Source organism: Burkholderia sp. WP42 (assembly GCF_000745665.1).
GTDB classification, from domain to species: domain Bacteria; phylum Pseudomonadota; class Gammaproteobacteria; order Burkholderiales; family Burkholderiaceae; genus Burkholderia; species Burkholderia vietnamiensis.
Genome location: NZ_JQJT01000028.1, coordinates 47,741 through 69,912, shown reverse-complemented (window position 1 = coordinate 69,912; position 22,172 = coordinate 47,741). Strand labels below are relative to the sequence as shown.

Here is a 22,172-nt window from a genome sequence, read left to right as displayed (position 1 = left end):
AGTTACGGCGGGGTTACGGCGCGGTCGCTGCGACGCGGCGGGCGCTCATTTCGCGACGAGCGCGCCGGTCATGCCGGCATTGATCGCGGGCAGCAGCAGCGACAGCACGCGGCTGAAGCGCACGAGGCCGTTGCCGTCGACATAGACGACGTCCTTCGGCGCGAGCCGGAAGTCGTTCGCGAGGACCATCGCGACCGGCGACTTCGCGTCGAGATGGAACACGTCCGGCGTACGCGAGCCGCGCGCGCGGATCACGTACACCTGCGCGGTGTCGGCGGTGCCGCTGTTGAAGCTGCCGGCCTGCTGCAACGCGTCGCCGAGCGTGAGCGACCCGTCGCGCAGCGGCAGCGCGAGCGTCGGCTTCGTGACCTCGCCCATCACGTATGCGCCGCTGTCCTCGCGCGACTGCACGCGCAGCACGTCGCGATTGCGCAGCAGGATGCGCGCCGGGTCGATCCGCCGCGCGACGAGCCGCGACAGGTCGAGCACGTAGCGCGCGTCGCCGCGCAGCAGCTCGATCCGGCTGCGGTCGGCGGTGGGCTGCAGGCCGCCCGCGCGATCGAGCGCCTCGATGAGCGTCATCGGCACGTCGTTGATCGGCTGGTTGCCGGGATTGCGCACCTCGCCTTCGACGTAGACCTGCTGGCTGCGGTACGACGTGACGCGCACGGTGACCTGCGGATCGCGGAACGTTTTCGCGAGCGCGACGCGGAACGCATCGCGCACCTCGGTCGTCGTCCTGCCCGCGACCGCGAGCGTGCCGACATACGGAAACTGCACGCTGCCGTTCTCGTCGACGACGAAGCCGCCGACCGGGTCGCTCGGCCGTTGCGTCGACGACGTCTGGTTGGTCGGCGCCGCCGCGGACAGCTCCGGGTGGTCCCACACCGTGACCTGCAGCACGTCGCCCGCGCCGATGCGGTAACCGCCCTTCCCACGCTCGGCCAGCAGCGCATCGACGTTCGCCGACCGGTCGCCGGCGTCGCCGCCGTCGCCGCCGTCGCCGTCGCGCATCCGCTGCAGCAGGTCGACGTCGATCTCGCGGATCGGCACGTCGAGCGCCCGCGCCGGCTCGCCGTTGCGCGCACTGTTCAGCTGAAGGGCCGGCGCGTCGTTCATCCGCATGCCCGGCGCGACCGCGCAGCCGGCCACGACAACGGACAGCGCGAGCGGCGCCAGCGCGCGGCCCCAACGGCCCGGTCGGCCCCAGCGGCCCCAGCGGCCTGCGGTCGATACAACGTCTGATGCTCGATTCATTGCGGCCTCGTATGTCGGGCTGTCGTTGCGTCCGTCGCGGCAGCAGGCGCACGGCGGCTCTCGTTTCGTTGCGCGACGGCGAGCGTCCGTGCGCGCCGCTCGCATGCGTTGCGGTCGGTCACCATGGCGAGCGAGCCCACGGTGGCGCGAGGCCGGGCCAGTCGTCGCGCGCACCGTCCTGCGCGCCGCGAGTCGGAACCGCGACGCGGCGCGCGTGGCCGGCGCGCGGCACGCCCGGCAGGTCGGGCGCGTCGAGCGAGAACGCACGCATGCGCCGCTCGATCGGCAGCAGCGCGTAATAGCCGGCTGCCGGCACGGCAACGCCGGACGCGGCCGCCGGCTTTGCACGCGCGCCACGCGCGCCATCCGCGCGCGACGGCGCGACGTTCGCGAGGCCGGCGAGCCCACGCGCGGACACCGTCAGCGCAGCGGCCGCACACGCACCGCCGTGCGGCGCCGCTGCGCCGATCGCGCACGCAAGCATCGCGAATCGCAGCACGCGCCGTCGCATCACGCGCCTCCATGTGCGGCGGCGGCCGGAATGCGCACGATCCACTGCGCGACCGCGCGCTCGATATGGGCGGCCACAGCGTCGAACACGTCCGCCGACTTGCCGACCGGATCCTCGATATCGCGCTTGGTCGCGTGGTCGAGCTGGAACACGCGGCCGCGCGCAAACGGATAGCGGCGTTCGATTTCGCGGCACTGGACGAGCGTCATCGCGAGAATCAGCTGCGAGGCGCGCACGTGGCCCAGATGCACGGGCTGCGCGATATGCGGCGTGAGGTCGAAGCCGCGCGCGCGCATCGCGTCGATCGCGGCCTGCGCGGCGGGCCGCCCGGCCAGCGCGATCAGTCCCGCGCTGCGCACCTGGATGAACGGCAGCGCCCGCGCGAGCATCGCGCTCGCCATCGGGCTGCGGCACGCGTTGCCGTCGCAAACGATCAGAATGCGTTCGATCATGGGCGGCCTCAGTACGCGTTCGGATGCACGAAGCCCTTCAGCACCGTGGCCGCGACGATTCGCATGTCGAGCCCGAAGGACCAGTTGCGCAGGTAATAGAGGTCGTGCTGGACGCGCCCAACCATCTTGTCGAGTTGGTCGGTTTCGCCGCGATAGCCGTTGACCTGCGCCCAGCCGGTGATACCGGGCTTGATCCGGTAGCGATGGATGTAGCCGTCGACGAGCGGCCGGTACAGATCGTCGTGCTCGATCGCATGCGGCCGCGGCCCGACGACCGACATGTCGCCGCGCAGCACGTTGAAGAACTGCGGCAGTTCGTCGAGGCTCGTGCGGCGCAGGAATGCGCCGACCCGCGTGATGCGCGCATCGCCGCGCGTGGCCTGACGCACGACGCCGGCCGGGTCGGCGTGTACGCGCATGGTGCGGAACTTGTAGATGCGGAAGACGCGGCCGTCCGCGCCTTTCCGATACTGCGTAAACAGCACCGGGCCCGGCGACGACAGCTTCACCGCGACGGCGATCGCGCCGAGCAGCGGCGCGAGCGCGACGAGCGCCGCCGCCGCGAACACGCGGTCGAACAGCGCCTTCTGCAGCAGCGCGCGATGCGACATCGGCGACGCGACCAGATTGATCGCGGGCATCCCGACCAGATCCATCATCGTGCCGCCGAGCCACGCAATGCTGCGCATGTCCGGCATGAAGCGGATGTTGACGAGGTCGTCGCCGAACGCCTTCAACACGCGCCGGATCGTGCGCTCCTCGCAGATCGGCACCGCGAGCCAGATTTCGGTGGCCGCTTCGGCGCGCACGGCCGCGGCGAACGCGGCGAAGTCGGTGATCGCCGGAAGCACGCCGTTGGACGCGCCGGCCGGATCGTGGAACAGCACCGGGCGAAAGCCGCTCGCGGGCGACAGCGCGAGCGTCTCGATCACGCGCACCGCATAGGCGCCGCTGCCGACGATCGCCACCTTGCGCAGGTTCAGGCCCGCATGCCTGACGCGCGCGAGCATCGCATACGCGAGCATGCGCATCGCGATGAATCCACATCCGGCGATGCCGGTCCAGTACGCGAACCACAGGCGCGACACCTGATCGGCCCGATGCAGCGCGAACAGCAGCACCAGGTTGCAGGCCTGCACCGCGATCCACGCGGCGCTGATGCGGCTGATCATCGCGATCCACGAGCGCCCGCGCCACGACTGATACACCTGCAAGGCCGGAAACACGGCGAGCGTCAGCATCACGACGAACGGCACGACCATCGCGTCGGATCGGCCGAGCGGATCGTCGGCGAAGCGCACATGCGACGCGACGGCCGCCGCGGCCACCACGACCACCGCGTCGAGCACGCGCGCCACCATCGACTGAACTCCAAACATGGGCTTTCTCCACGCGGCGCACGAGCGCGCCGCAATCGCGGTCACACGCGTCCGTAGGCGTCGTCGAAGCGGACGATGTCGTCTTCGCCGAGATAGCTGCCGGTCTGCACTTCGATGATTTCCAGCGGCAGCCGCCCCGGGTTTTCGAGCCGGTGGCGCACGCCCATCGGGATGTACGTCGATTCGTTCTCGCCGAGCAGGAACTGCTCGTCGCCGCGCGTGACGGCCGCGGTGCCTTTCACGACGGTCCAGTGTTCGGCGCGATGGTGATGCATCTGCAACGACAGACGCGCGCCCGGATCGACGACGATCCGCTTCACCTGAAAGCGCTCGCCGCGGTCGACCGAGTCGTAACAGCCCCAAGGACGCCGCACGAGCCGATGCGTGTCGGCTTCCGCGCCGCGTTCGGCCTTGATCCGCGCGACCAGCGACTTGACGCCCTGAACCTGCTCGCGGTTCACGACCAGCACCGCATCGGGCGTCTCGACCACCGCCACGTTGCTGACGCCGACGCACGCGACGAGCCGGCCCTCGGAATGCGCGTAGCACGCGGCTGCGTCCTCGAACATCACGCGCCCGCGCCCGGCGTTGCCGTTCGCGTCCTTGTCGAGCGCGGCCCACACCGCGTCCCACGAACCGAGATCGGACCAGCCGGCGTCGAGCGGCACCGCGACGGCCGCCGGCGGTTCGGCGAGCGACGAGAGCCGCTCCATCACCGCGTAGTCGATCGAGTTCGACGGACACGCGGCGAACGGCTGCGCGGCCGGATGGAAGCAGTCCGCCGCGGCGGCGCCGTCGCGGATCGCGGCGACGCACGCGTGATGAATCTCCGGCGCAAGCGCGGCGATCGCACGCAGCCACACGCTGGCGCGCACGACGTAGATCCCGCTGTTCCACCAGTGCGACCCGGACGCGACGTAATGCGCGGCAATTTCCGGCGCGGGCTTCTCGACGAACGCATCGAGCGCGAACGCGCCCGCGGCGCCGTCCAGCGCCACCGGCATGCCGGTGCGCAGATAGCCGAAGCCCGAATCGGCATGCGTCGGCCGCACGCCGAGCGTCGCGAGGCAACCGAGCTGCGCGTAGCGCAACGCCGTCTCCATCGCGCGCTCGAACGCGGCCGTATCGGCGATCGCGTGATCGGCCGGCATCACCGCCAGCACCGCATCGCCGTGCCGCACGCGCGCGAGTTCGGCCGCGAGCGTCATGGCGGGCGCCGTGTCGCGCCGCGCCGGCTCGACGATCACCTGCGCGCGCAGCTCGCTCGCCGCGAGCTGGCGCACCGTGATGTGCCGATGCGCATCGCCGCACACCACCTGCGCAGCGGCCAGCTCGAACGTCGCGGACAGACCGCGCACGCGACGCAGCGTCGATTCCAGCAACGATTCGTCGCCGACGAGCTGCGTCAGCTGCTTCGGATGCTGCTCGCGCGACATCGGCCACAGCCGCGTGCCCGCGCCGCCGGCCAGGATCACCGGCACGACCGCGGCGGCGGCGGCGGCGCCGCGGCCGGGTTCGTGCAGATCCGAATCGGCAATGCGCGCATTACCGATGGAAGCGAGTTCGCCCATTTTTGCGCTCCTCAATGCAAGCTGTTTTCGCATGCACGGAAATGCCGGACGCGTTAAGCCCTCGGCATCCCGATGCATCGCACATTCGCCGCGAATGCGATTCATTCGCGCGGACCAATCAATTAATTCGAATGCCCTTATGAAATCGAATTCGCGACTAGCGGACCCACGCCACGATTCGCGAGGGCCATGCGGACGTTGAACGCACTGCAGCCTGCTCGAAAGCGCGCATCGCACCGTTATGTGCATGCGCGGAAAACGGCTCGATAACACGCAATGGGGCGACGGACATGCCGTGCCGCAGCAATCCGCAACGGACGCGCGAGCGGACCTGCTCCGTCGATTGAAGGCCCAGCCCCGGCCGCCTTGCCCCCACGGCGCGGCCGGTGATCGGAATGCTTGTGTAATTCATGGTTGGTCTAACGTTATGGTATTAACTACTGCGGCACATGGCATTTAATGCAGGTTCCGTGCCACCGCTGCGCATTCTGATGCTGCAGCGCGGAAAACCATCGACAAACCAATGACCTAGGTGTGCGGGCCAATAATCTGAATAAATCGAAACAGGCCGGTGTAACGTTTGCGCGAATGCCGCGTTCTCGGCCGTTACGTAACGACACGCCGTAACGCAGATACGTTACGGATTGCGAGATCACACGCGTCGGGCGATTTTCTGCGCGAGCAAATCATTCGCCCGTTTCATCCATGAATAATCGAATATCGCAATAGAGCGACGCGGTTCATCCATGAATCGATGCGCGCTTGAACGCATGCGAATAACGACAAAAAGAGAACCGCTCCGCTGCGGGATTCGAGTCGCGACGTTCATGCGCACCGGCGATCCGGTGGCGATCGGAAAGCGATTCGCGCGACGCATCGCGCGTCGGCTGCGACAATGTCGCCGTCGCATCAATTCGAGGCATCGATGGAACTCAGGCAACTGCGCTATTTCGTCTGCGTGGTCGAGCACGGCAGCATGGGCAAGGCAGCGCTGGAGCTCGGCGTCGTGACGTCGGCGCTGAGCCAGCAGATCAGCCGGCTCGAGAGCGAGTTGTCCACGCGCCTGCTGCAGCGAACCTCCACGGGCGTCGTGCCGACCGACGCGGGGCTCGCCTTCTGGCGACAGGCGCAGCTCGCGTTGCGCCACATCGACGATGCGGCGCTCGCCGCCCGTCAGGCGCGCCTGTCCGGGCACGTCAGCGTGGGGCTCGCGCCGAGCACCACGGGCGTGCTCGGCCTCGCGTTCATGAAGGCGATGCGGCAGCGCTATCCCGAGGTGCGGCTGCGCATGGTCGAGAGCCTGTCCGGCTACCTCGGCGCGATGCTGAGCGCGCGGCAGATCGACCTGGCCGTGCTGTTCCGCGAGGAGCCCGCGCAGCGCTGGAGCGTCATGCCGCTGCTCGACGAGCATCTGTTCGTGATCGGCTGCGCCGGCCAGCCCGGCATGCCCGAAGGGTCGCCCGTGGGTCTCGCGCAACTCGGCGCGCTGCCGCTGATCCTGCCCAGCGGCCCGCATGGCTTGCGCGCGCTGCTCGATGCCGCGTTCGCGCGCACCGGCTTTACGCCGCATATCACCGCCGAAGTCGACGGCCTCGCGATGCTGATGGACGCGGTGCGCGGCGGCCTCGGCGCAACCATCCAACCGGGCGCGGCGCTCGCGCGGCTCGAGAATGCGGCGCTCGCGAGCGTTCCGATTGCCGACGCGCATGCGACGCGGCCCAACCTGATCGCGAGCGTGTCCGACGACGAGCTGTCGCCGGCCGGGCTGGCCGCGCGCGTCGTACTCGCCGACGTGGCGCGCGAAATCGTCGCGGCCGGCCGCTGGCCGGGCGCCACGCTGCGCACGTAGCCCTTCCCTTCACGAAAACTGAAGACGTGTTGCCGTCCGCGTGATGGCGGCGTGTCGCGTCGATCCGTAGAGTCGCGTCTCAAAGGAGACAACTCAGATGGTCGACGTACTCGTGATCGGCGGCGGCAATGCCGCGCTCTGCGCCGCGCTGATGGCGCGCGAAGCAGGCGCTTCGGTGCTGCTGCTCGAATCGGCCCCGCGCGAATGGCGCGGCGGCAACTCGCAGCACACCCGCAATCTGCGTTGCATGCACGACGCGCCGCAGGACGTGCTGATCGGCGCCTATCCCGAAGAGGAATACTGGCAGGACCTGCTGAAGGTGACCGGCGGCATCACCGACGAGGCGCTGGCGCGGCTCGTGATCCGCGCGTCGTCGACCTGTCGTCCGTGGATGCAGGCGCATGGCGTGCGCTTTCAGCCGCCGCTGTCCGGCGCGCTGCACGTCGCGCGCACCAACGCCTTCTTCATGGGCGGCGGCAAAGCGCTCGTGAACGCCTATTACCGCAGCGCCGAAGCGCTCGGCGTGCAGATCCGCTACGACACGCCGGTCGACGCGATCGAACTCGACGGCGCGCGCTTCGTCGCCGCGCGCAGCGGCGCGCAACGCTTCGAGGCACGCAGCTGCGTGCTCGCGGCAGGCGGCTTCGAATCCAATCGCGCGTGGTTGCGCGAAGCATGGGGACAAGACGAGCGCGGCGAGTGGCCCGCCGACAACTTCCTGATCCGCGGCACGCGCTTCAATCAGGGCGTGCTGCTGCGCTACATGATCGACGCCGGCGCGGACGCGATCGGCGATCCGTCGCAATCGCATTGCGTCGCGATCGACGCCCGCGCGCCGCTGTACGACGGCGGCATCTGCACGCGCATCGACTGCGTGTCGCTGGGCGTCGTCGTCAACCGCGACGCAGAGCGCTTCTATGACGAAGGGGAAGACTTCTGGCCGAAGCGCTATGCGATCTGGGGCCGGCTCGTCGCGCGGCAGCCGGGCCAGATCGCCTACTCGATCATCGACGCAAAGGCGCTCGGACGCTTCATGCCGCCGGTGTTTCCCGGCGTCCGGGCCGATTCGCTGCCGGAACTCGCGCGCGGCCTGAAGCTGCCCGAGCACGCGTTCGTCGCCACGCTGAACGCCTACAACGCGGCCTGCCGCGGCGGCACCTTCGACCACACGACGCTCGACGACTGCCGCACCGAAGGGCTCACGCCGGCGAAGACCCACTGGGCGCGCCCGCTCGACACCCCGCCGTTCTTCGGCTACGCGCTGCGACCGGGCATCACGTTCACGTACCTGGGGCTCAAGGTCAACGAGCGCGCACAAGTCCATTTCGGCGGGCGACCGAGCGACAACCTGTTCGTCGCGGGCGAAATGATGGCCGGCAACGTGCTCGGCAAGGGCTATACGGCCGGCGTCGGCATGTCGATCGGCACCGCGTTCGGACGTATCGCCGGCACTCAGGCGGCGAAGGCCGCGCAATCGACTGGAGTTCAACGTGCAGAATCTTGAAGAACGCATCCACGACGCGCCGCCGGCCGCGCGCGTCGCTCGCACCGAGCGCGCCGAACCCGCCGCGCACGCCGCCGGCCGGCCGGTCATTCGCCTGCAGCCCGTCACCGACAACGAAGCCGAAGTCGCGCGGCAGATGAGCATCTGCAATGCGTGCCGCTATTGCGAGGGATTTTGCGCGGTCTTCCCCGCCATGACGCGCCGGATGGCGTTCGCCAAGGCGGACGTCAACTACCTCGCGAACCTGTGCCACAACTGCGGCGCGTGCTATCACGCATGCCAGTACGCGCCGCCGCACGCGTTCGCCGTCAACGTGCCGAAGGCGATGGCGCAGGTCCGCTTCGATACCTACGTCGAGTACGCGTGGCCGGCGCCGATGGGCAAGCTCTATCAGCGCAACGGACTCACCATCGCGCTCGCGCTCGCCGTCGGGCTCGCGCTGTTCCTGATACTCGGCGCCGCGCTGAACGGGTCGCTGCTGAGCGGCGCGGCGCACGGCAACTTCTATGCGGTGTTTCCGCACAACCTGCTGGCGGCGATGTTCGGCGGCGTGTTCGGCCTCGCGATGCTCGCGCTCGGCAACGGCGTGAAGCGGTTCTGGCGCGACGTGTCGGCCGGCACGGCGAGCGTCCCGGCCGTGGCGGAAGCGGCGCAGCACGCGCTCGCGCTGACCTATCTCGGCGGCGGCCACGGCGACGGCTGCAACGAGGCGGACGATGCGTTCACGCTCGCGCGACGCCGCTTCCATCACTTCACGTTCTACGGCTTCATGCTGTGCTTCGCGGCCACCGTGACGGCCACCTTCTATCACTACGCGCTGAACCTGCATGCGCCGTATGCGTTCGCGAGCGTCCCCGTGCTGCTCGGGACGGCGGGCGGAATCGGCCTGCTGATCGGCCCGGCCGGCCTGCTCTGGCTCAACCTGCGGCGCGACCCGGCGCGGACCGATCCGAAGCAGCGCCCGATGGATCGCGGCTTCATCGCGCTGCTGATGCTCGTGAGCGCTTCGGGGCTGGCGCTGCTCGCGTGGCGTGACAGCGGCGCGATGGCGTGCCTGCTTGCCGTCCACCTCGGCATCGTGATGGCGCTGTTCGTCACGTTGCCGTACGGAAAATTCGCGCACGGCGTCTTTCGCTGCGCCGCACTGCTCAAGGCGTCGATCGAGAAGCGGCAGGCCGCTCGCCTGCAACCGAGCCCGGACTGATCCGGGCCATGCGAAGCGGATCGGCATCGCGCCAGATCCGCCCACCACACCATAGGAGACAACTCATGCATCGCTTACCGTCAGACGCGCCAGTTCGCGCCGCTGCCCGCCCGTCGAAGCTCGGCGCGGTCCTGCGCGTGACCAGCGGCAATTTTCTCGAGCAATTCGACTTCTTCCTGTTCGGCTTCTACGCGACCACGATCTCGCGGGTCTTCTTTCCGACGGCGAGCGAATTCGCGTCGCTGCTGCTGACGTTCGCCGTGTTCGGCGCCGGCTTCCTGATGCGTCCGCTCGGCGCGATCGTGCTCGGCGCCTACATCGACGAAGTGGGACGGCGCAAAGGCCTGATCGTCACGCTGTCGATCATGGCGAGCGGGACGGTGCTCATCGCATGCGTGCCGAGCTACGCGACGATCGGCGTCGCCGCGCCCGTGCTGGTGCTGCTCGGGCGGCTGCTGCAGGGCTTCTCCGCGGGCGCGGAACTGGGCGGCGTGTCCGTCTATCTGGCGGAAATGGCGACGCCGGGCCACAAGGGCTTCTACACGAGCTGGCAGTCGGCGAGCCAGCAGGTCGCGATCGTCGTCGCGGCGGCCATCGGCTATCTGCTCAATCATCTGCTGACGAGCCAGGAGATCGGCGCATGGGGCTGGCGCATTCCGTTCTTCATCGGTTGCGCGATCGTGCCGGCGATCTTCCTGCTGCGCCGCTCGCTGCAGGAAACCGCAGAGTTCAACGCGCGCACCCACCGGCCGCGGGCGCGCGAAGTCTTCGCGACGATGCTGAAGAACTGGCGGACCGTGTTCGCCGGCATGCTGCTCGTCGCAATGACCACGACCACGTTCTACCTGATCACGGTCTACACGCCGACGTTCGGCAAGGCGGTTCTCAAGCTCTCCACCGCCGACAGCCTGATCGTCACGTTGTGCGTCGGCCTGTCGAATTTCGTGTGGCTGCCGGTCGGCGGCGCGCTGTCGGACCGCATCGGCCGCAAGCCGATTCTCGTCGCCGTGACGGTCCTGGCGATCGCGACGTCGTACCCGGCGCTCGCGTGGCTCGCCGGCGCACCGAGCTTCGGCCGCATGCTGGCCGTGCTGTTGTGGCTGTCGTTCTTCTTCGGCATGTACAACGGCGCGATGGTCGCCGCACTCACCGAAATCATGCCCGCCAACGTTCGGGTGGCCGGCTTCTCGCTGGCGTTCAGCCTCGCCACCGCGGTGTTCGGCGGCTTCACGCCCGCGGTGTCGACCTATCTGATCGAGCTGACCGGCGACAAGGCGGCGCCCGGCTACTGGCTCAGTTTCGCCGCGTGCTGCGGGCTGTGCGCGACGCTTGCGCTGTATCGCAGCGGAGGCGCCGCCGAACGCGCCGCTTCGCCTGCATGATGTTGGTCGGGCGGCGGTGCGCCGGGAATACGGCAGGTCGCCCGCCGCGCCGCATGCGACCACGCAGTACTACCGCTCGGCCGGCGGCACCAGGATGCTGCGCGGAATCGACAGGATCAGCACGCAGCTGATCAACAGGCACGCGCCGAGCGCATAGGTGCCGTTGTTGATGTTGCCGGTCATTTCCTTTGCGATGCCGGTGATCATCGAGCCCGTGAAGCCGGACAGGTTGCCCACCGAATTGATCAGCGCGATGCCGGCGGCCGCCGCCGTGCCCGACAGGATCTGGCCGGGGAACGTCCAGTAGATCGGCATCAGCGCGAGGATCGCGCAGGTCGCGATGGTCAGGAACACGATCGACAGCGCCACGTTCTGCGCGCACGCGGCGCTCGCGATCAGGCCGACGCCGCCGATCAACGCGGGAATCGCCGCATGCAGCCGGCGCTCGCCGGTCTTGCGCGAGTGCGATGCGTTCCACAGCATCGCGAAAATGGCCGTCAGATACGGAATCGCGGTGAGCAGCCCGATATGCAGCGGGCTGCGCACGCCGGACGCGCGGATGATCGACGGCAGCCAGAACGCCAGCCCGTAGAAGCCGGTGTTGAACGTGAGCAGGATGAAGGTCAGCAGCCACACGCGCGGGCTGCGCAGCGCGACGCCGACACGGTGCGACTTGTGCGCGGCCTCGCGTTCGAGGTTGCGCGCGAGCAGCGCCTTCTCGTCGGCGGACAGCCATTTCGCCGACTGCGGACCGTCGCCGAGGAATGCCAGCACGACGAACGCGACCACGATCGACGGCAGGCCCTCGAGCAGCAGCATCCACTGCCAGCCGCTCATACCCGACAGCCCGTGCGTCTGCTCCATCAGCCAGCCGGACACCACGCTGCCGAGCGTCAGGCTCAGCGGAATCGCGACCAGAAAGCCCGACATCGCGACGCTCTGGCGACGCGCCGGGAACCAGTAGTTCATGTACAGGATGACGCCCGGGAAAAAGCCGGCTTCGCACAGGCCGAGCAGGAAGCGCAGCGCGTAGAACATCGTCGACGTCTGCACGTGGAAGAACTGCGCGAGCGGCACGATGAACGCCATCGACGACGACACGATGCCCCACGTGATCATGATCCGCGCGATCCAGAAGCGCGCGCCGTAGCGATGCAGCAGCAGGTTGCTGGGCATCTCGAACAGGAAATAGCCCCAGAAGAAGATGCTGGCGCCGAGCGCATAGACGCCGTCGCTCAGGCTCAGGTCGTCGAGCATCTGCAGCTTCGCGAAGCCCACGTTGACGCGGTCCAGATACGCGACGACGTAGCACAGCAGCAGCAAGGGCAGGATGCGCCGCATCACCCTGCGATAGACGGCGTCTTCGGACAAGTCGGCCGCGGCCGGCGCAGCCGCGGTCTGTGTGATGGTTGGCATCCGTTCGTCTCCTGATTGTGTAGGTCTTCTTCGCATCGGCACGCTCGCCGGGCCGGCGATGTTACCGATAACATCCTGCGGCAAAAAAATCCGCCGACGGGGCGACGGATGCCACCGGCGCTCTGATACCGGTAACGCCCAGCAACGTAGCACGCCGGGACGGGCCAGTTCAAGCGCCGGCCGCCGAGTGGTTTCCCTAGTACGCGCGCGGCGGCAACGGGCGCGCGGGCGCCGCTCGGCACGCGATCCGGCACCGGTATGATGTAGCCTTCGCATGCTTCTTTTGACAGCAATTCCGATGCCCAGTCCCACCGCCGTCCGGCCCGCCGGGCCGCCCCGCATGTCCGACGTAGCGCGCCTGGCCGGCGTATCGAAGATGACCGTGTCGCGCGTGCTCGCCGGCCACAGCGTGGCCGCCGACACGCGCGAACGGGTGTGCCGCGCCATCGACCAGCTCGGCTACGTCGCCGATGCCGCGGCCGGCGCGCTATCGTCGGGCCGTTCGGAATTCGTCGCGGTGCTGGTACCGTCGCTGTCGAGCTCCAACTTCTCGGACACCGTGCGCGGCCTCACCGATGCGCTCGAACCGCACGGGCTGCAACTGCTGCTCGGCGATACCGACTACGACCTCGAACGCGAAGAACGGCTGGTGCGCTCGATGCTGCGCCACCAGCCGCGCTGCGTCGCGCTGACCGGCGCGCAGCACACCGACGCGACGCGCAAGCTGCTGGCGCGCTCGGCTATTCCGGTGGTCGAGATGTGGGATCTGCCCACGCGCCCGATCGACACCGCGGTCGGGTTCTCGAACGTGCGCGCGGCGCGCGCGATGGTGCGGCATCTGGCCGAGCGTGGCTATCGGCGCATCGGCTTTCTCGGCGGCGCGAGCGAACTGGACCGCCGCGGCCTGGACCGGCTCAAGGGCTATCAGGCCGAAATCAAGGCGCTCGCACTGGGCGAACCGCGCGTCGTGCGGCTCGGCGATTCGCCGATCACGATGAGCCACGGCGGCCCCGCGATGGCCGCGCTGCTGGACAAATGGCCGGACACCGATGCGGTGATGTGCGTGAGCGACATGTCGGCGTTCGGCGCGATCATGGAGTGTCACCGGCGCGGGCTGGCCGTGCCGGCCGACATCGCCGTGGCCGGCTTCGGCAACTTCGAAGTGGCGACCTGCTGCCATCCGACCATCACGACGGTGTCGGTCGATGCGTACGGCATCGGCCTGCACACGGGCGAGGCGCTGCTGGCCGCGCTGCACGCGCGCGACGGCGGCGAGCCGCTCGAATCGCGCAGCATCCGGATCGACTACACGATCGTCGCGCGCGAAAGCGCGTGACGCGCTGACCGCCGCGGCGCGCCGGCAGCCCGCCGCCCGGCCGCCGTCGGTCGACACGAGCGCGCCGCCGGCCCGCTCCGCCGCGCGCGAACGCGCGACGCCCTGCCACGAACGCCCCGCCGCCTTCCGCGCAAATTCCCTTCCGCAACGCAAAACCACCGTGCTAACATCCGCTCGATGTTACCGGTAACTATCCGGCACGCACAACGCACGACTGTCCCGCACGACAGTCCTATTCGGAGACAGCCTCGCCATGGCAAACACCCCACGCCGCCTGCGCAGCCAGGAGTGGTTCGACGATCCCGCGCATGCGGACATGACGGCGCTCTATGTCGAGCGCTTCATGAACTACGGGTTGACGCGCGACGAGCTGCAGTCGGGTCGCCCGATCATCGGCATCGCGCAGACCGGCAGCGACCTCGCACCGTGCAACCGCCACCATCTCGAACTGGCCGAGCGCGTGCGCGCCGGCATTCGCGACGCGGGCGGCATTCCGATGGAGTTCCCGGTGCACCCGCTCGCCGAGCAGAGCCGCCGGCCCACCGCCGCGCTCGACCGCAACCTCGCGTACCTGGGGCTGGTGGAAGTGCTGCACGGCTTTCCGCTGGACGGCGTGGTGCTGACCACCGGCTGCGACAAGACCACGCCGGCCTGCCTGATGGCCGCGGCCACCGTCGACATGCCGGCCATCGTGCTGTCGGGCGGGCCGATGCTCGACGGCTGGCACGACGGCAAGCGCGTCGGCTCGGGCACGGTGATCTGGCACGCGCGCAACCTGCTCGCGGCAGGCGAGATCGACTACGAAGGATTCATGGCGCTGACCACCGCGGCGTCGCCGTCGATCGGGCACTGCAACACGATGGGCACCGCGCTGTCGATGAACAGTCTCGCCGAGGCGCTCGGCATGTCGCTGCCGGGCTGCGCGAGCATTCCGGCCGCCTACCGCGAGCGCGGCCAGATGGCCTACGCGACCGGCAAGCGCGCGGTCGAGCTGGTGCGCGACGACGTGCGTCCGTCGCAGATCATGACGCGCGCTGCGTTCGAGAACGCGATCGTCGTCGCGTCCGCGCTCGGTGCGTCGACCAACTGCCCGCCGCACCTGATCGCGATCGCGCGCCACATGGGCGTCGAGCTGAGCCTCGACGACTGGCAGCGCTTCGGCGAAGCCGTGCCGCTGCTCGTCAACTGCATGCCGGCCGGCGAATATCTCGGCGAGAGCTTCCATCGCGCCGGCGGCGTGCCCGCGGTGCTGCGCCAGCTCGATGCGGCCGGCCTGCTGCGGCGCGATTGCATGACGGTGTCCGGCCGGCCGATCGGCGCGATCGCCGATGCCGCGCCGCCCGCCGATCGCGACGTGATCCGCACGCCCGATGCGCCGCTCAAGCACGGCGCGGGCTTCATCGTGCTGTCGGGCAACTTCTTCGACAGCGCGATCATGAAGATGTCGGTGGTGGGCGACGCGTTCCGTCAGACCTACCTCGCCGAGCCGGGTGCCGAGAACACCTTCGACGCACGCGCGATCGTGTTCGACGGCCCCGAGGACTACCGCGCGCGCATCGACGATCCGCAGCTGAACATCGACGAGCGCTGCATCCTGGTGATCCGCGGCTGCGGCACGGTCGGCTACCCGGGCAGCGCGGAGGTCGTCAACATGGCGCCGCCCGCGGCGCTGGTGAAGCGCGGCGTGACGTCGCTGCCGTGCATGGGCGACGGACGCCAGAGCGGCACGTCGGCCAGCCCGTCGATCCTGAACATGTCGCCGGAAGCGGCGGTGGGCGGCGGCCTCGCGCTGCTGCGCACCGACGACCGCATCCGCGTCGACCTGAACCGCCGGACCGTCGACGTGCTCGTCGACGAAGCGGAACTCGCGCGGCGCCGCGAAACCGCGACGTTCGCCGCGCCGCCAGCGCAAACGCCGTGGCAGGAGCTGTATCGCCGCTTCGTGGGCCAGCTGTCCACCGGCGGCTGCCTCGAGCCGGCCACGCTGTATCTGAAGGTGATCGAACGGCACGGCAATCCGCGCCATTCGCATTGATCCAACGTCCCACGACTCCAGCCGAGCTCATCATGCGTACTCTTTCCGTCTCCGACTGCCTGCCGCACGATCTCGCGCAGGCGCTGCTGATCGGCCGCGTATGGCGGCACGACGGCGCCCACGCGGGCCCGAGCGTCGTCGCCGTGCGCGGCGGCGAACTGATCGACATCACGCGCACCGTGCCGACCACCGCGGACCTGTTCGACCGCGCCGACGCCGTCGACCTCGCGCGCAGCGCGCCGGGCGAATCGCTCGGCCGCGTCGAGCCGCTGCTGCAGGCCGCGCTCGACGGCACGCCTGGCGCGTCCGGCGCGGCGCAGCTGCTCGCGCCGTGCGACGTGCAGGCCATCAAGGCCTGCGGCGTCACGTTCGCCGTCAGCCTGATCGAGCGCGTGATCGAGGAACAGGCCGGCGGCGATCCGGCGCGCGCGCGCGAGGTGCGCGAAGCGATCACCGCGACGCTCGGCACCGATCTGTCGAAAATCGTGCCCGGCTCGGACGCCGCGCTGCGCCTGAAGGCGGAACTCGAGCGGCGCGGCGCGTGGTCGCAATACATGGAGGTCGGCATCGGCCCCGACGCCGAGGTGTTCTCCAAGGCGCAGCCGATGTCGGCGGTCGGTTTCGGCGCGGACGTCGGCTTGCTGCCGGCATCGGTATGGAACAACCCGGAACCGGAGATCGTGCTGGCCGTCGCCAGCGACGGCCGGCCGGTCGGCGCGACGCTCGGCAACGACGTCAACCTGCGCGACATCGAAGGCCGCTCGGCGCTGCTGCTCGGCAAATGCAAGGACAACAACGGCTCGTGCGCGATCGGCCCGTTCGTGCGGCTGTTCGCCGACGGCTTCACGCTCGACGGCGTGCGGCAGGCCAGCGTGTCGCTGCGCGTCGAAGGCGCCGATGACGGTTTCGTGCTCGACGGCATCAGCCACATGCGCGAGATCAGCCGCGACCCGACCGATCTCGTCGCCCAGACCTGCGGCGCGCATCACCAGTACCCGGACGGCTTCATGCTGTTCCTCGGCACGATGTTCTCGCCGATCCAGGATCGCGACGCGCCGGGCGCCGGCTTTACGCACCACCTCGGCGACCGCGTGACGATCGCGACGCCCGCGCTCGGCGCGCTCGTGAACACCGTGCGGCTGTGCACGGAGATCGCGCCATGGAGCTTCGGCGTGCGCGCGCTGTATGCGAACCTCGCGGCGCGCGGCCTGCTCGGCAAGTGAGGCTGCCTGCCGCGCAGCGTCATGCCGCGGCTACGCTGCGCGCTCGCCGCTCACGCGCGGCGACCGCAGTGTGCGCGGCACCAGGTTCGTCACCAGCAGCGCGCCGAGCATCAGCAGCATCGCAACCACCGCCAGCCCCGCATACGGCGCGCCGGTGCGCGTGAACAGCACGCCGACGAGCCACGAACTGAACGCGCCGCCGAGCGAGCCGAGCATGCTGATCGCCGCGATGCCCGCCGCCGCGGCGCGGCCGGTGAGCTGCGCCGCCGGAATCGTCCAGAACACGATCGGCACGGTGAACGCGCACAGCTGCGCGACGGCCAGCAGCGTCACGGTCATCCAGACGTGCCCGGCCGCGAACCGCAGGAGCAGCAGGCTGCACGCGGTGACGAGCATGCACGCGACCGTATGCCAGCGCCGCTCGCCGTGCCGGTCCGAACTCCACGCGATCGCGACGTTGCCGATCATCGTGAAGACCGAAATCAGCCCGGACAGCCAGCCGACGCCGGACACGGTCGCCACCCCGGACGCCTTCAACACCGACGGCGACCAGAACGTCACCGCGCCCATCCCGACGTATACGCAGAAATAGATCGCCGCGAGCCCGAGCACGCGGCCGTTGCGGAGAACGTCGAGCACGCCGGCCCCGTCATGCCCGACGACGGCAGCGGCCCGCTCGGCCTGCAGGTCGCGCAACAGCGCGTGCCGGTCCGCGGCCGACAGCCACGCCGCCTGTTCCGGCCGGTCGCTCAGCATCAGCGGCGCGATCAGGCCCAGCGCGATGGCCGGCAGACCTTCGATCAGAAACAGCCACTGCCAGCCGCGCAACCCGAGCGCGTCCTGCAGGTGCGCCATGATCCAGCCGGACAGCGGCCCGCCGATCATCCCGGCCACCGGCACGGCGAGCAGCAGCACGCTGTTCACGCGCGCGCGCACGGCATCCGGAAACCAGTACGACAGATACAGGATGAGGCCCGGAAAGAAGCCGGCCTCGGCCGCGCCGAGCAGAAAGCGCACGACGTACAGCGACACGCTGCCCGTCACGAACATCTGCGCGATCGTGCACAGCCCCCACAGCACCATGATGCGCATCAGCGTCCGGCTCGCGCCGATCCGCGCCAGCACCAGATTGCTCGGCACCTCGAACGCCGCGTAACTGATGAAAAAGATGGCCGTCGCGGCCCCGAACGCGGCCTCGCTCAGGCCGAGGTCCTGCAGGAACTGCAGCTTGGCGAAGCCGATGTTCACGCGGTCGATGAAGTTGACCACGTAGCAGACGAACAGAAACGGAATCACGCGCAGCGCGACCCGGCGGTACAGGAACGCAGAGGATGACTCGGACATCGACGGCTCCCGGAAGATGAACGTCGCTCGCGGCAGCCGCTCGCCGCCGCATGGCAGGGGGCGAGGCCGTCGTCCTGGCGTCCGGACGGCTGCCCCGATGAAGCCGCGCCCCGGCATGCCGAAACGCGTCGAGCGAACGGGCACCAATGCCAGGCCGCATGAACGGATTATATGAATCCCGTAATTTGGTACTAATAGGTGGTTTACATGAGATTCAATCCGCACCTCATTCATCAATGTCCCGGAATCGGGAATCTGGCTTCAGTCATCAACCAAGCCGGCGAGACGAGCAGCTTGCTTCACGCCGCCTACGGCCCGCGCGCGGCGGCGGAGCACGGGCGACGCGAGATTCGGGCCGGCGGCGCTCTGCCCGGCGCCCGGTAACGGTTGTGGCCCCGAGGCGGTCGGCGCGGAGAACGGCGCGATTTGCCGTCCGCGCGCGTCTACCCCCACTCGAAGGCGACGCCTTCCGCCCTGTCTTCGATCCGCGCTCTCGCCCGTCGCGGCGGCGCCAGAACCACCCGGCGACACCATGCGTAAACCCGCTCTCGACATTAAATTGAATCCCCTATAATGGGATTCACCGACACGACGTGGACGATTGCGGCAGCCAGCACCCGCGGTCGGTCCCGTTTCCAGCGGTCGCTTCACTTCATTACGGTCCCCGCAGACCGCGTCACCCCGCGGTTTTTTTCTGGATATGATCGTCTGCACGACCGGTCCCGTGACCGGCCGCCTTCAGCGCAACGCCGCGGCGGGCCGCGCATTGCGCGATTCCCGTGACCCGCGACGGGCAGCATGAGCCGGCTTCGGCCGGCATTGAATTTGAGATGGGGCGCCTCAGCGACACCATGAACCTGCATGCCGAATCCCGCTGCTTCTCGGACGTCTTCCTCCATTCGCAGGCCATCGTGAACTGGTCGCAGCACTACGACCAGATCAGTCCGGGCATCGCCACGACGACGCTGCGCCAGGTCGCCGGCCAGCGCTTTCACGTGTTCCGCGAACGGATCAACCAGCGTGTCATGCAGCACGGCCTCGCGCCGCGCGGCCGCCTCTGCTTCGCGCTGCCGATCGCGAACACGGCCGCACCGATCGTGCAGGGGCGCACCGTCGAGCGTCCGAGCCTGCTGACGCTGCGCGGCGGCGAAGAGTTCGTCGCGCATCTTCCGTGCGACACCGAAGTGCTCGCCTTCACGATCGACCGCACGCTCACGGCCGATCACGCGCTCGACGAACTGGCGAACCTGCCGGCGCGCGTCCTCCGGCAACCGGTGCTGCCGATCTCGCCGGTGCGCTACCGCACGGCGCTGGACGGCCTCGAGCGCGTGCTCTGCCAGGCGCTCGACCACGGTTCGCTCACGGCCCGCGACGCGTTCGACGAACGCGTGCTCGCCCATAACGTGGTCGGCATCCTGCTCGACCTCGTACAGTCGGACGAAGCGGATGCGGGCGCGCTGCCGTCGGCGTCGACGCAAAGCTACATCGTGCGGCGCAGCCAAGAAATCGCACTGGAATGCGACGACGTGCCGACGGTGATCGATCTCTGCCATCACCTCCGAATCAGCCGCCGCACGCTGCAATACAGCTTTCAGAACGTCGTCGGCACCACGCCGACCGCCTACCTGCGCTCGATCCGGCTCAACGCGGTGCGCCGCTTCCTGATGACGACACCCGAGACGATGCGGATCGGCGACGCGGCGGCGCAATTCGGCTTTTGTCATTTCGGGCGCTTCTCCGCGTACTACCAGCAACATTTCCACGAGCTGCCGTCGCACACGCCGCGCCTGAGCTGAACCGTCGCGCCGCCGCGCGCCGTATCCGGGTAATTCCCTGCCGCACGGCGCGCGCGGATTGCCGATAGCGGACAACGTCCCGGATTTCGGCACCCTAAATTCTGGCGTCGGCCCGTTCGCACGCATGCACCAGATGCGTGACCGGGCGGCCGTCGAAGCACACACCTGTGTCGTCGCCGCACGGCAGCTCCCGTTGCCGGATCGTCAGGATGGTCCCGCGGCGCACGGACATTGATCAGGCATGCCGTGGTCGCTTCCTGACGGACGATCCGGCCAGCGGGACTACTCATGAACGAATCGTCATCCCGGTCCGACGCGGGGCTCAGCAGGAACGCGGTCGGACTCTCACACATCGTCTTCTTCGTCGTCGCCGCGGCCGCGCCGCTCACCGCGATGGTCGGCGCGACACCGGCGGCGTTCTCGCTCGGCAACGGCCCCGGCGTGCCCGGCGTCTTCGTGCTGGCCGGCGTGATGTACCTGATCTTCAGCATCGGATACGCGGCGATGAGCCGGCATATCTCCAACGCGGGCGCCTTCTATGCGTACATCGCGAACGGGCTCGGGCGGCCCGTCGGCGTGGGCGGCGCATTCGTCGCGATCGTCGCGTACAACGCGGTGCAGATCGCGATCTACAGCATGTTCGGCTTCTTTCTCAACAACGCCGTCCAGCAGCATTACGGCGTCGACGTGCCGTGGTGGGCGTTCGCGCTGGCCTGCGTCGCCGCCGTGCATCTCTGCGGCGCGCGACACATCGAGTTCAGCGGACGGCTGCTCGGCCTGCTGATGCTCGGCGAGATCGCGATCGTGATGCTGCTCGACGTCGCGATCGTCGCGCACGGCGCGACTGCCGGCGGCTTCAGCGCGAGGCCGTTCATGCCCGCGGCGGTGTTCGTGCCGGGCCTCGGCACCGCGCTCGTGTTCGTCCTCGGCTCGTACATGGGCTTCGAGGCCACGGCCATCTTCTCCGAGGAAGCGCGCGACCCGAAGCGCACGATCCCGCGCGCGACGTACCTGGCCGTGATCCTCATCATGGTGTTCTACGCGCTGTCGTCATGGGCGATCGTCGAGGCGTGGGGCGAAGGCCACATCGCCGCGCAAGCGGCCCGCGATCCGGCCAATCTGTGGTTCGCCGTCAGCAGCCGGCTGCTCGGCAACATCGCCACCGATGCGATGAACGTGCTGCTCGTCACGAGCCTGTTCGCGGCCATCCTGTCGTTCCACAACACGATCACGCGCTATTTCTACGCGATGGGGCGGGAACGCGTGCTGTGGCGCAAGCTCGGCCATACGTGCCCCGTGCATCGCTGCCCCGACGTCGCGGGCAAGGTGCAGACGGTGATCGCGCTCGCGGCGATCGTCGGCTCGGCCGCGTTCCGGCTCGACCCGTTCGCCATCGTGTTCTCGTGGATGAGCGCGCTCGCGACGATCGGCATCATCGCCGTGCAGATCCTCGTGGCGACGTCGGTGATCGCCTTCTTCGCGCGCGACCATCGGGACGCCTCGATCGTGCACCGCCTGATCGCGCCGCTCGTCAGCGTGGTCGCGCTCGGCGCATGTCTCGTGCTGGTGGTGCGCAACCTGTCGGTGCTGAGCGGATCGGACTCCGCGTTCGTCGCGATGTTTCCGTATTTCCTGCTCGCCATCGGCGCGCTCGGCATTCGCGCCGCATTGCGATTGAAGCGCAGCGATCCCGACCTGTACCGCGAACTCGGGCGCGCCGCCCAGTAAGCGCGGCCCGGCGCGCGCAGCGCTGCCGCCGCGCCGCAATCCCACCGCAATCCCACCGCATTCCCACCGCATTCCCACCGCAATCCCGCCGCGGGCGCGTCTATGCGTCTATGCATAGACGCGTCGCGCCGCCGTCGGCACGGGTATTCCCTGACCGGTACGCGCGGCAGCGATTGCCGATAGCG

General features: G+C 69.0%; 16 protein-coding genes. 9 read left to right on the top strand and 7 right to left on the bottom strand.

The window, feature by feature from the left end; translation table 11 throughout:
• Positions 1-45 precede the first annotated feature (45 nt).
• From EX20_RS18885 to EX20_RS18865, 5 genes are all read right to left on the bottom strand, one after another.
• Positions 46-1,257, bottom strand: a complete 1,212-nt coding sequence (locus tag EX20_RS18885) for a polysaccharide biosynthesis/export family protein (RefSeq protein WP_034194358.1) — start codon at positions 1,255-1,257, stop codon at positions 46-48.
• A gap of 118 nt (positions 1,258-1,375) precedes the next feature.
• Positions 1,376-1,768: a hypothetical protein gene (locus tag EX20_RS18880; protein ID WP_034194357.1), complete on the bottom strand. Its 393-nt coding sequence runs from the start codon at positions 1,766-1,768 to the stop codon at positions 1,376-1,378.
• Positions 1,768-2,220, bottom strand: a complete 453-nt coding sequence (locus tag EX20_RS18875; RefSeq protein ID WP_014725568.1) for an arsenate reductase/protein-tyrosine-phosphatase family protein — start codon at positions 2,218-2,220, stop codon at positions 1,768-1,770. Before EX20_RS18875 ends, EX20_RS18880 begins: the two co-directional genes overlap by 1 nt.
• 8 nt (positions 2,221-2,228) lie before the next feature.
• Positions 2,229-3,599: an undecaprenyl-phosphate glucose phosphotransferase gene (locus EX20_RS18870; RefSeq protein ID WP_034194356.1), complete on the bottom strand. Its 1,371-nt coding sequence runs from the start codon at positions 3,597-3,599 to the stop codon at positions 2,229-2,231.
• Positions 3,600-3,640: 41 nt separating this feature from the next.
• The gene (locus tag EX20_RS18865) at positions 3,641-5,170 is read right to left on the bottom strand and encodes a mannose-1-phosphate guanylyltransferase/mannose-6-phosphate isomerase (protein ID WP_034194355.1); all 1,530 of its coding nucleotides are present in this window, start codon (positions 5,168-5,170) and stop codon (positions 3,641-3,643) included.
• 925 nt (positions 5,171-6,095) lie between these two features.
• Between EX20_RS18865 and EX20_RS18860 the strand changes: the two genes are divergently transcribed.
• The 4 genes from EX20_RS18860 (at position 6,096) to EX20_RS18845 (ending at position 11,109) form a co-directional block, all read left to right on the top strand.
• Positions 6,096-7,019: a LysR family transcriptional regulator gene (locus EX20_RS18860; protein WP_011879756.1), complete on the top strand. Its 924-nt coding sequence runs from the start codon at positions 6,096-6,098 to the stop codon at positions 7,017-7,019.
• Between the two features lie 97 nt (positions 7,020-7,116).
• The gene (tcuA, locus tag EX20_RS18855; protein ID WP_034194354.1) at positions 7,117-8,523 is read left to right on the top strand and encodes an FAD-dependent tricarballylate dehydrogenase TcuA; all 1,407 of its coding nucleotides are present in this window, start codon (positions 7,117-7,119) and stop codon (positions 8,521-8,523) included.
• Positions 8,510-9,727, top strand: coding sequence for a tricarballylate utilization 4Fe-4S protein TcuB (tcuB, locus tag EX20_RS18850; protein ID WP_034194353.1), 1,218 nt, complete (start codon positions 8,510-8,512; stop codon positions 9,725-9,727). The genes tcuA and tcuB overlap by 14 nt, the downstream gene beginning before the upstream one ends.
• Positions 9,728-9,792: 65 nt before the next feature.
• Positions 9,793-11,109, top strand: a complete 1,317-nt coding sequence (locus tag EX20_RS18845) for an MFS transporter (RefSeq protein WP_034194352.1) — start codon at positions 9,793-9,795, stop codon at positions 11,107-11,109.
• Between the two features lie 69 nt (positions 11,110-11,178).
• Here EX20_RS18845 and EX20_RS18840 read toward each other — a convergent pair whose 3' ends face one another.
• On the bottom strand, positions 11,179-12,525 hold the full coding sequence (locus EX20_RS18840) for an MFS transporter (protein ID WP_011879752.1): 1,347 nt from the start codon (positions 12,523-12,525) through the stop codon (positions 11,179-11,181).
• A gap of 298 nt (positions 12,526-12,823) precedes the next feature.
• Between EX20_RS18840 and EX20_RS18835 the strand changes: the two genes are divergently transcribed.
• The 3 genes from EX20_RS18835 (at position 12,824) to EX20_RS18825 (ending at position 17,119) form a co-directional block, all read left to right on the top strand.
• The gene (locus EX20_RS18835) at positions 12,824-13,861 is read left to right on the top strand and encodes a LacI family DNA-binding transcriptional regulator (protein ID WP_043292734.1); all 1,038 of its coding nucleotides are present in this window, start codon (positions 12,824-12,826) and stop codon (positions 13,859-13,861) included.
• 253 nt (positions 13,862-14,114) lie between these two features.
• Positions 14,115-15,896 carry an IlvD/Edd family dehydratase gene (locus EX20_RS18830; protein ID WP_011879750.1) on the top strand — a complete coding sequence of 594 codons (1,782 nt, stop codon included), beginning with the start codon at positions 14,115-14,117 and terminating at the stop codon, positions 15,894-15,896.
• A 32-nt stretch (positions 15,897-15,928) separates the two neighbouring features.
• Positions 15,929-17,119, top strand: a complete 1,191-nt coding sequence (locus tag EX20_RS18825) for a fumarylacetoacetate hydrolase family protein (protein WP_034194351.1) — start codon at positions 15,929-15,931, stop codon at positions 17,117-17,119.
• Positions 17,120-17,149: 30 nt separating this feature from the next.
• Here EX20_RS18825 and EX20_RS18820 read toward each other — a convergent pair whose 3' ends face one another.
• Positions 17,150-18,463: an MFS transporter gene (locus EX20_RS18820; RefSeq protein ID WP_034194350.1), complete on the bottom strand. Its 1,314-nt coding sequence runs from the start codon at positions 18,461-18,463 to the stop codon at positions 17,150-17,152.
• Positions 18,464-19,314: 851 nt separating this feature from the next.
• Between EX20_RS18820 and EX20_RS18815 the strand changes: the two genes are divergently transcribed.
• Both EX20_RS18815 and EX20_RS18810 read left to right on the top strand, forming a co-directional pair.
• Positions 19,315-20,259, top strand: a complete 945-nt coding sequence (locus EX20_RS18815) for a helix-turn-helix domain-containing protein (RefSeq protein WP_034194382.1) — start codon at positions 19,315-19,317, stop codon at positions 20,257-20,259.
• A gap of 288 nt (positions 20,260-20,547) precedes the next feature.
• Positions 20,548-21,987, top strand: coding sequence for an APC family permease (locus EX20_RS18810; protein WP_011879746.1), 1,440 nt, complete (start codon positions 20,548-20,550; stop codon positions 21,985-21,987).
• Positions 21,988-22,172 lie beyond the last annotated feature (185 nt).

Coding starts and splice junctions, on each gene's coding strand:
- EX20_RS18885 (WP_034194358.1), bottom strand. CDS start 1,257: ATGAATCGAGCATCAGACGTTGTATCGACCGCAGGCCGCTGGGGCCGC.
- EX20_RS18880 (WP_034194357.1), bottom strand. CDS start 1,768: ATGCGACGGCGCGTGCTGCGATTCGCGATGCTTGCGTGCGCGATCGGC.
- EX20_RS18875 (WP_014725568.1), bottom strand. CDS start 2,220: ATGATCGAACGCATTCTGATCGTTTGCGACGGCAACGCGTGCCGCAGC.
- EX20_RS18870 (WP_034194356.1), bottom strand. CDS start 3,599: ATGTTTGGAGTTCAGTCGATGGTGGCGCGCGTGCTCGACGCGGTGGTC.
- EX20_RS18865 (WP_034194355.1), bottom strand. CDS start 5,170: ATGGGCGAACTCGCTTCCATCGGTAATGCGCGCATTGCCGATTCGGAT.
- EX20_RS18860 (WP_011879756.1), top strand. CDS start 6,096: ATGGAACTCAGGCAACTGCGCTATTTCGTCTGCGTGGTCGAGCACGGC.
- tcuA (WP_034194354.1), top strand. CDS start 7,117: ATGGTCGACGTACTCGTGATCGGCGGCGGCAATGCCGCGCTCTGCGCC.
- EX20_RS18845 (WP_034194352.1), top strand. CDS start 9,793: ATGCATCGCTTACCGTCAGACGCGCCAGTTCGCGCCGCTGCCCGCCCG.
- EX20_RS18840 (WP_011879752.1), bottom strand. CDS start 12,525: ATGCCAACCATCACACAGACCGCGGCTGCGCCGGCCGCGGCCGACTTG.
- EX20_RS18835 (WP_043292734.1), top strand. CDS start 12,824: ATGCCCAGTCCCACCGCCGTCCGGCCCGCCGGGCCGCCCCGCATGTCC.
- EX20_RS18830 (WP_011879750.1), top strand. CDS start 14,115: ATGGCAAACACCCCACGCCGCCTGCGCAGCCAGGAGTGGTTCGACGAT.
- EX20_RS18825 (WP_034194351.1), top strand. CDS start 15,929: ATGCGTACTCTTTCCGTCTCCGACTGCCTGCCGCACGATCTCGCGCAG.
- EX20_RS18820 (WP_034194350.1), bottom strand. CDS start 18,463: ATGTCCGAGTCATCCTCTGCGTTCCTGTACCGCCGGGTCGCGCTGCGC.
- EX20_RS18815 (WP_034194382.1), top strand. CDS start 19,315: ATGAACCTGCATGCCGAATCCCGCTGCTTCTCGGACGTCTTCCTCCAT.
- EX20_RS18810 (WP_011879746.1), top strand. CDS start 20,548: ATGAACGAATCGTCATCCCGGTCCGACGCGGGGCTCAGCAGGAACGCG.